The organism is Buchananella hordeovulneris, from assembly GCF_001907235.1.
Classification (GTDB): Bacteria; Actinomycetota; Actinomycetes; order Actinomycetales; family Actinomycetaceae; genus Buchananella; species Buchananella hordeovulneris.
This window is the reverse complement of sequence record NZ_MQVS01000016.1, coordinates 26,573-34,945: the sequence shown is the minus strand read 5'-3', so window position 1 is coordinate 34,945 and position 8,373 is coordinate 26,573. Positions and strand designations below refer to the sequence as shown.

The 8,373-nt window shown below is 65.7% G+C and carries 8 protein-coding genes; 5 read left to right on the top strand and 3 right to left on the bottom strand.

The features are described 5' to 3' along the window. Window positions 1-320: 320 nt before the first annotated feature. Together BSZ40_RS10895 and BSZ40_RS10890 are read right to left on the bottom strand one after the other, a co-directional pair. Window positions 321-1,400 (bottom strand): inositol-3-phosphate synthase, encoded by a 1,080-nt coding sequence (locus BSZ40_RS10895; protein ID WP_073826345.1) that lies wholly within the window; start codon window positions 1,398-1,400, stop codon window positions 321-323. Next, complete coding sequence (locus BSZ40_RS10890) at window positions 1,400-2,056, bottom strand: PadR family transcriptional regulator (protein ID WP_073826342.1); 657 nt, start codon at window positions 2,054-2,056, stop codon at window positions 1,400-1,402. Before BSZ40_RS10890 ends, BSZ40_RS10895 begins: the two co-directional genes overlap by 1 nt. A gap of 257 nt (window positions 2,057-2,313) precedes the next feature. On the opposite strand from BSZ40_RS10890, the gene BSZ40_RS10885 reads away from it, so the two are divergent. The 5 genes from BSZ40_RS10885 (at window position 2,314) to rplI (ending at window position 6,235) form a co-directional block, all read left to right on the top strand. Beyond that, window positions 2,314-4,422 (top strand): transglycosylase domain-containing protein, encoded by a 2,109-nt coding sequence (locus BSZ40_RS10885; protein WP_073826341.1) that lies wholly within the window; start codon window positions 2,314-2,316, stop codon window positions 4,420-4,422. A gap of 159 nt (window positions 4,423-4,581) precedes the next feature. Continuing rightward, window positions 4,582-4,872 (top strand): 30S ribosomal protein S6, encoded by a 291-nt coding sequence (rpsF, locus tag BSZ40_RS10880; RefSeq protein WP_073826337.1) that lies wholly within the window; start codon window positions 4,582-4,584, stop codon window positions 4,870-4,872. 32 nt (window positions 4,873-4,904) lie between these two features. Next, the gene (locus BSZ40_RS10875) at window positions 4,905-5,474 is read left to right on the top strand and encodes a single-stranded DNA-binding protein (RefSeq protein WP_073826334.1); all 570 of its coding nucleotides are present in this window, start codon (window positions 4,905-4,907) and stop codon (window positions 5,472-5,474) included. Window positions 5,475-5,525: 51 nt separating this feature from the next. Then, window positions 5,526-5,768 (top strand): 30S ribosomal protein S18, encoded by a 243-nt coding sequence (gene rpsR, locus BSZ40_RS10870; protein ID WP_073826332.1) that lies wholly within the window; start codon window positions 5,526-5,528, stop codon window positions 5,766-5,768. A 17-nt stretch (window positions 5,769-5,785) separates the two neighbouring features. After that, a complete protein-coding gene (gene rplI / locus BSZ40_RS10865; RefSeq protein WP_073826330.1) occupies window positions 5,786-6,235 on the top strand; it encodes a 50S ribosomal protein L9 in 450 nt (149 codons plus the stop codon). A gap of 269 nt (window positions 6,236-6,504) precedes the next feature. Here rplI and BSZ40_RS10860 read toward each other — a convergent pair whose 3' ends face one another. Next, a complete protein-coding gene (locus BSZ40_RS10860) occupies window positions 6,505-7,857 on the bottom strand; it encodes an MATE family efflux transporter (RefSeq protein ID WP_073826328.1) in 1,353 nt (450 codons plus the stop codon). Between the last annotated feature and the right edge of the window lie 516 nt (window positions 7,858-8,373).

The window sequence follows — 8,373 nt, the reverse complement described above, 5'->3', positions numbered from 1 at the left end:
GATCGCCCAAATGGAATACCTCCTCAACATCCGCCCCCGCCAAACCCTCAACTGGCTCAACCCCACCGAAAAACTAGCTGTTGCACTCACCACTTGACACCACCTATACACCGGATGAGCCGCCCCCATAGCCATCTAGGGCGGTCCCGTGCCCCCGGATTGCGGTTCCGGCGCGCCCGAGCGGGCACCGCACGCGCCTGGAACTGCCTCGGACAGGCAAATCGGCCCACCCGGGCCCCGCATCCGGCTGCACACACGAAAGTGCGGGGCCCACCCGGACCCCGCACTCTCGCAGTCAGCTCAGTGCTCCCGCAACCGGCCTACCGCTCCCGCTCGCCGCGAATGAACTCTTCGACAGCTTCGCGGGCAGCGTCATCGGCCCGCTGCTCCATCGGCGACTTCATGAAGTAGGCCGAGGCGCTCAGCAGCTCCCCACCAATCCCGCGGTCCAGGGCGATCTTGGCGGCCCGCACCGCGTCGATCACGATGCCTGCCGAGTTGGGCGAGTCCCACACCTCCAGCTTGTACTCCAACGAGATGGGGGCATCCCCGAAGTTGCGGCCCTCCAGGCGCACGTACGCCCACTTGCGGTCGTCCAGCCAGGCGACGTGGTCCGACGGGCCGATGTGGACATCGTGGTCGTCCAGGCCCGCCCGCAGGTTGGAGGTGACGGCCTGGGTCTTGGAGATCTTCTTGGACTCCAGGCGGGTGCGCTGCAGCATGTTCTTGAAGTCCATGTTGCCGCCGACGTTCAACTGGTAGGTGCGGTCCAGGATGGCGCCGCGGTCCTCGAACAGCTTGGCCAGCACCCGGTGGGTGATGGTGGCCCCCACCTGACTCTTGATGTCGTCACCAACGATCGGCACCCCGGCGGCCTCGAACTTGTCGCTCCATTCCTTAGTGGAGCCAATGAAGACCGGCAGGCAGTTGACGAAGGCGCACCCAGCGTCGATCGCGCACTGGGCGTAGAACTTCGCGGCCTCTTCCGAACCGACCGGCAGGTAGCACACCAGCACGTCGACGCGGGCTTCCTGCAGGGCGGCGACGACGTCAACCGGCTCCTCGGTCGACTCGTCGATGGTGGCGCGGTAGTACTCACCCAGGCCGTCCAGGGTGACACCGCGCAGCACCTTGACCCCGGTGGGCTCAACGTCGGCGATCTTGATCGTGTTGTTGACCGAGGCGTTGATGGCTTCGGCGATGTCGAGACCGACCTTAGCGGCATCGACATCGAAGGCAGCCACAAACTTCAGGTCGGAAACGTGGTAGTCCCCGAATTGGACGTGCATAAGGCCGGGGACGGTCTCCTCCGGCTTCGCGTCGCGGTAGTAGGTCACGCCCTGCACGAGGGACGAGGCGCAGTTTCCTACACCGACGATACCGACGCGGATCTCGGTCATTAGTTCTCCTTGGGTGGGGTGGCCGGGTGGCCGTGGTTGGTGGTCTGGTGAGTGGCGCGTGGGCCGGGAGGTGGGGAAGGGGATTCTGTGGCCCGGGTGGGTGGGCCGGTGTAGTACGGGTAGGGGCCTGCCGTGCCGCGTTCGGTGTCGATGACGCGTTCGATCCAGGCGATGTCTGCCTCCGCCTGTGCTAGGCCGTGGCGGGAGAGTTCGGCGGCATACTTGTCCATCCGCTCGGTGGCCTCAATAACGGCCGCCCGGAGGGCAGCTAGGCGCTCGACCATGCGGGAGCGGCGCCCTTCCAGGATGCGCAGGCGGGTGGCGGTGTCGGTGGAGGAGAAGTTGGCGAAGTGCACGTCGAAGGCGTCGTCGTTCCAGGCGTCCGGCCCGGCCCCGGCTAGGGCGGTGTTTAAATGGACGCGCCCAGCTTTTGTGAGGGAATAGACAATTTTGGCGCGTTTGCCGGTGGGGTCGTCGGTGGAGGTGATGAGGCCGGCTTCGGTCAGGCGCCGCAGGGCGGGGTAGAGCGAACCGTACGACCACGCGCGGAGGCGCCCGAGGGTAGTTGCTAGGCGTTTGCGCAGTTCGTAGCCGTGGGCCGGGCTTTGCAGTTGCCCGAGGATGGCCAGGTCAAGTACCTCTGCCTTCGCGCTCACTGATCCTCCTTCCCTCCGCGACGATAGCTCGGCTAAACCTATCGGAACGATATGTCGGGCGCTAGTGGTTGGAGGTGAGTCCGCGAAACCTGTCGCGTTTGCCGCCATACTTAAACCCACTGACTGACACACGGGTAACCGAAATTGGGAGGACCCTAGTGGCTGCACGCACGCCTCGCGCTCACCCCCAGCCCGCCGCAGCGGGAACTCACGCGGCACGCAAGAAACGCCGCAAGCGCCCGCTTTGGCGCACCATTTTGTACTGGCTGATTGGACTGGGCTTTGCCAGTGGTCTGGCCTTGGTCGGCTTGTTCGTGTGGGCATACAACAGCCTGGAGTTACCCAACCCGAACTCCTCCGCCGAGGCCCAAGTCACCACCGTCTACTTCGCCGACGGCACCACCGAACTAGGGCGACTCGCCGACGTTAACCGGACCATCGTCGACTTCAACACCCTGCCGAAATATGTAGGCAACGCGGTGGTGGCCTCCGAGGACCGCAAGTTCTGGACCAACCCGGGGGTCGACATCTTCGGTACCGCCCGGGCCCTGCTCAACAACCTGCGCGGCGGGGACCGGCAAGGTGGCTCCACTCTCACCCAGCAGTACATCGAGCGGTACTTCGTGGGAGAGACCACCGATTACCTGGGTAAGGCCAAAGAGGCCATTCTCGCGCTCAAGGTCACGCGCCAACAGTCCAAGGAAGAGATCCTCGGCAACTACCTCAACACCATCTACTTCGGACGCGGTGCCTACGGCATCGAGGCGGCCTCCCAGGCCTACTTCGGCATCTCCGCCAAGGATCTGAGCATCTCGCAGGCGGCGATGCTTTCCGGCATCATCCCTGCCCCCTCCGCCTGGGACCCGGCCATTAGCCCGGAACAAGCCAAGATCCGTTTCGAGCGCGTGATTGCCCTCATGAAGGAAGACGGACACATCACCGCCCAGGAAGCTGCCGAGGCCCGCATGCCGGAGACCATCGAGCCGAAAACCCCGGAATACTTCTCCGGGCCCAACGGCTACCTGCTGGAGCTCACCCGGACGGAGCTCATATCGCGGGCAGGCATGACCAAGGAAGACCTGGAGACGGCTGGGTTGCAGATCGTCACCACGATCGATCCGAAGATGCAGGCCGACGCGGTGGCCGCCGTGCAGACCTTGCCCGAGGGGCACGACCCGCACCTGCAGACCGCCCTGGTGACCGTGGCCGCCAATTCCGGCGAGATCAAGGCCCTCTACGGCGGGGCCGATTACGCCAAGGTGCAGCGCAACGCCGTCACGGACGACATAGTGCAGGCCGGTTCGACCTTCAAGCCGTTCACGCTCATGGCTGCCCTGGAGGCGCGAGTACCGTTGTCGACCACCTTCGACGCCAACTCGCCCTACGAGGTCCCAGAAACCGACATCGTCATCTCCAACTTCCAAGATGCCCAATGGGGGCAGATCGACCTCATTCAGTCCACTGCCCGCTCCGCCAACACCAGCTATGTGCAGCTCAACGAGAAGGTGGGGCCGGCCGCCACCCGTAAGGTTGCCGAGCGGGCCGGCATCCCCGGAAAAACCATTGGGTTGGGCGACGAGTTGGGTAACACGCTGGGCTCAGCCTCCCCGCGCGTGATCGATATTGCCACCGCCTACAACACGTTCGCCTCCTCGGGTCAACGCTTCGATTCCCACATCGTGCGCACCGTGACCAACGCCAAGGGAGACGTCGTCTACTCCGGGCAGACCGCCGGGGTGCGGGAGTTCACTAACGCCAACGTCGCAGACCTGACGTATGCGCTGCAGCAGGTGGTGCTTGACGAGTACGGGTCTGGCACCAAGGCCCAAGTTTTGAACCGCCCAATTGCCGCCAAGACGGGCTCGTCGTCGGAGAACAAATCCGCCCTCTTTGCGGGCTTCACCCCGCAGCTGACCACCGTCGTCGCCCTCTATCAGCCCGGGGAGGATGGCAGCGAAAACTCCATCACCCCGTTCGGCATCAACCCGGAAACTGGCTACGAGTACGAGGAGATCACCGGCGGTAGCATCCCGGCCGACCTGTGGGTGGACTACATGGGCCGCATCTTGCAGGATCTTGAGGTCGTAGAGTTCCCCACCCCGTCGTGGGGCGAGGGCTACCCGGCACCGCTCGTCACCGAGGCGCCAGTAGAGACCGTCGTCCCCACCGAGACGCCCACCCCGACGCCGGAGCCGGTAGTCACCCCGACCCCGACGCCGGAGCCGGTGGTCACCCCGACCCCGGAACCCGAGCCGGAACCGACCCCGACGCCGGAGCCGACCGACGCCCCGGTTCCTGAGCCGGAACCCACCCAGCCGCCAGACGGTGAAGAACAACAGCGGCCGGGCGAACAAAACGGGCCCTAACCCGTAGTGGCCCTCACACGTCCAGGCCAGTGACTTGGCTCCGCCAATGCGGTAGCCTCGAACACTGGCCTGGACGTTTTTCGTCCAGCCGACGTATGTACACCCTCCTGTCACGGAAAGACCGTGACCGTTTAGACCGAAGGAGGTGGGTGAAAGTCCATGCGTAAGTACGAGCTCATGCTCATCCTCGACCCCGAGGTGGACGAGCGTACCGTCGCCCCGTCCCTGGACAAGCTGCTCGCCGTCGTTAAGACCGATGGTGGCACTGTCGACAACATCGACATCTGGGGCAAGCGGCACCTCGCCTACGAGATCAAGAAGAAGTCCGAGGGCATCTACGTGGTTGTCAACATGACCACCACCCCCGCCCAGGCCAAGGAGCTGGACCGTCAGCTGGGCCTCAACGAGGCCGTGCTGCGCACCAAGCTGCTGCGCCCGGACGCTGCCTGATAACCCAGCCGAAACCGATCTGAAGGACTGAAATGGCAGGCGAAACCGTAATCACGATCATCGGTAACCTGACGGCGGATCCCGAGCTGCGTTTCACCCCTAACGGGGCGGCCGTGGCCTCTTTCACCGTGGCCTCCACGCCGCGGACCTTTGACCGTCAAGCCGGTGAGTGGCGCGACGGGGAAACCCTGTTCATGCGGTGCTCGGTGTGGCGCGAAATGGCCGAGAACGTGGCCGAGACGCTCCACAAGGGGCAGCGAGTCATTGTCAACGGACGCCTGACGCAGCGATCGTTTGAGACCCGGGAAGGCGAAAAGCGCACCGTGGTCGAGATGCAGGTCGAAGAGGTTGGCCCCTCGCTGCGTTACGCCACGGCCCAGATCACCCGCACCCAGCGCGGTGGTGGTGGCGGTGGCGGCTACAACGGCGGCAACGGTGGTGGAAACTACGGCGGCGGCCAAGGCGGTTACGGCAATCAGGGCGGTTACGGCGGCGGCCAAGGCCGCACCGGTTATGGCGCTCCCGGGGGTGGCGATGACCACGACCCGTGGGGCACCCAGGGCGGTGGCGCGGCAGCCTACGGCGACGAGCCCCCGTTCTAAACCAGATCTTTTTGTGGGCGTACCTCGCCCTCGATGTCAAGGAGAAAACCAATGGCGAAGGCATCTCTTCGCAAGCCGATCAAGAAAAAGGTCAGCTCGCTCAAGGCCGTTAAGGTCTCGGGCCCGATCGACTACAAGGACACGGCGCTGCTGCGGAAGTTCATTTCCGACCGCGGCAAGATCCGGGCACGCCGCGTGACGGGCGTGTCTGTGCAGGACCAGCGCAAGATTGCGCGGGCCGTGAAGAACGCCCGCGAGATGGCGCTGCTGCCCTACTCCTCGTCCGGTCGGTAAAGAAAGGATCAACCACAATGGCAAAGCTGATCCTCACGCACGAGGTTCCGTCGCTGGGCAAGGCTGGCGACGTTGTCGAGGTTAAGGACGGGTACGCCCGTAACTACCTCGTTCCCCGCAACCTGGCCACCCCGTGGACCAAGGGTGCGCAGCGGCAGATTGACCAGATGCAGGCCGCTCGCCGGGCCCGCGAGATTTCCTCGGTGGAGGGCGCGCAGGCTGCTCGCGACAAGATCCAGTCGGCCCCGGTGACGGTGACCGCGCACGCCGGGGAGTCCGGTCGTCTGTTCGGTGCTGTCTCGACCGCCGACATCGCCGCCGCGATCAAGGACGTGCACAGCGTGGATGTGGACCGCCGCAAGGTGCACATCGACCAGCCCATTAAGTCGGTGGGTGAGTATGTCGTCACCGTGCGCCTGCACGACGACGTGGTCGCCACCGTCAAGGTGCTGGTGGTGGCTGGCTGAAGCTAGCTGACTGCGGCACGTGGGCCCGCCCCCACCTGGGGGCGGGCCCGCTGCTGTGTGGGTGGGTGTGGGTGGGGCGTCCTAGTTGGCTCTGGGGGCGGCTCATCCGGTGTATATGGCGCCTAATGCCTGTGGGTGGCAAGTTAGGGTGCCCCTGGGGTCCGGCCAGCGGGTGCAGAGAGTCAGCTGGGGTGCCCCTGGGGTCCGGCCAGCGTGCGCAGAGAGCCAGCTGGGGTGCCCCTGGGGCCTAGCTAGCGCGGGAAGTCCGGTTAGCCCCGGGGAGCTGGCGCGGCGGGCAGGCCGTGCCATTTGTCGCCGCGTACGCGCACCCAGCTCGCCACGGCCCGTTCGGCGGTATTGAAGCCGACGAGGGCGAGCCACAGCACCGCCAGACTGGGGCCGGGTGGCAGCGGGCGGGCCAGCAGGGTCAGGCCCGCCAGGCCCGGCAGGTAGAGGAGGACAACCACCAGGCTGGAGGTGGCCAAGTACTTGCCGTCCGCTGCGCCGATCAGCACCCCGTCCAATACCCAGACGTACGCCCCGAGCGGCAGCAGGAGGGCGGTGGCGGCCAGGGCCCACGGGGTGGCGGCGCGCACGGCTGCATCGGGGGTGAAAAGGTGCGCCAGCCACGGGCTGAGCGCCAGGAGCACGAGGCCAAGGCCGATGCTGGCGCGCAGTCCCCACACGAGGCAGCGGGAGACCGTGTGGCGGACGGCCGCGAGGTCACCGCGGCCAATCGCATGACCGATGAGAGCTTGCGCGGCGATGGCCAGTGCGTCCAGGCCGAAAGCGACGAAACTCAGCACGGCGCCGACGATTTGGTAGCCGGCCAGGGCGGTGGTGCCCAGATAGGTGGCCGCGTAGGTGGTGGCCAGCAGGCAGGCACGCAGGGCGGCGGTGCGGATGAAGAGCGGGGACCCGCCTGCCAGCGAAGAGCGCAACCCAGATCCGTGCGGGGTGAGGGCCACGCCTGCGGCCCGCGCGGCCCGCGCGACTATGAGGCAGTAGCCGGCCCCCATTAGCAGCTGGGTGATGGCGGTGCCCAGCCCGGCGCCGGGGACCCCCAGTCCGAGCCCGTAGATCCCGAGAGCGTTTAGGGGAATGTTGAGCACTGCCCCGGCGGTGGCGATGACGAGGGGGGTGCGGGTGTCCAGCAGCCCTCGCAGGGCCCCAGTGCCGGCGAGGACCACGAGCATGCCTAGTAGGCCGGGGGCGGAGTACCGCAGGTAGCCAACCACTTGGGTGGCCACCGCTGGGGCGGGGTTGAACCAGCTCACGAGGGTCGGGGAGCCCAGGAATAAGACAACCCCGAGCACTGCCCCGAGGCAGGCCGCCAGCCACATGCCGTCGATACCGTGCCGCAGGGCGCCGGCCCTGTCCCCTGCGCCGAGGAGGCGGGAGGTGGCAGACGTGGTGGCGTATGCCAGGAAGATGGCCAGGCCGACGATGGTGCTCAGGATGGTGGAGGCGAGGGCGAGGGCCGCCAGGGGGGCTGCGCCGAGGTGGCCGATCATCGCGGAGTCCACTAATAACAGGATGGGCTCGGCTAACAGGGAACCAAGAGCAGGCCAGGCGAGGGCGGCGATCTCGCGGTCGCGGGCGTGGTCGGAGGGGGAGCGCATGCTCGACTCATAACACATGGTGGGACCGGGGGGCGAGCTGCCAGGAAGCGTGGAGGTTCAAGGATTGGTTGAGACTGTGCGGTCCGTTCGGTGTGTCGTTCGACGAGTTTTCCCCCAGGCAATCCACAGCCTGTGGGGAAAGCTGTGGATTGTGGGCAGAAAAAGCGCGGCATCTCAGCGCCGACCTGTGGACAACTCGGGGGATAACGAAGGTCTACCCACAGGAGGGCGAGGTCCGCTTTGTCAAGTGGCGGCGTGTCGGTGACGCGTTTTGGCACGAAAATGTGCAATGTCTCTCATCGGAAAACGGGCGCGTTTTTCGTTGCAATGGCGGCTTTTTTGGTGCGTGGCGACGTCCGGGGCCGAGAGTGGTGTCGGGCAACCGTCAGCCGGATGAGGGCCAAGAATGTGCTGATAATCGCCTGAGATTCTCCCATCCGTCGCCTGTGGATAAGTAGCTGTTATCCACCGGCCGGGCGAGCAATTTTTGTCCTCAGGTTGTGGGTGGAGGGCAAT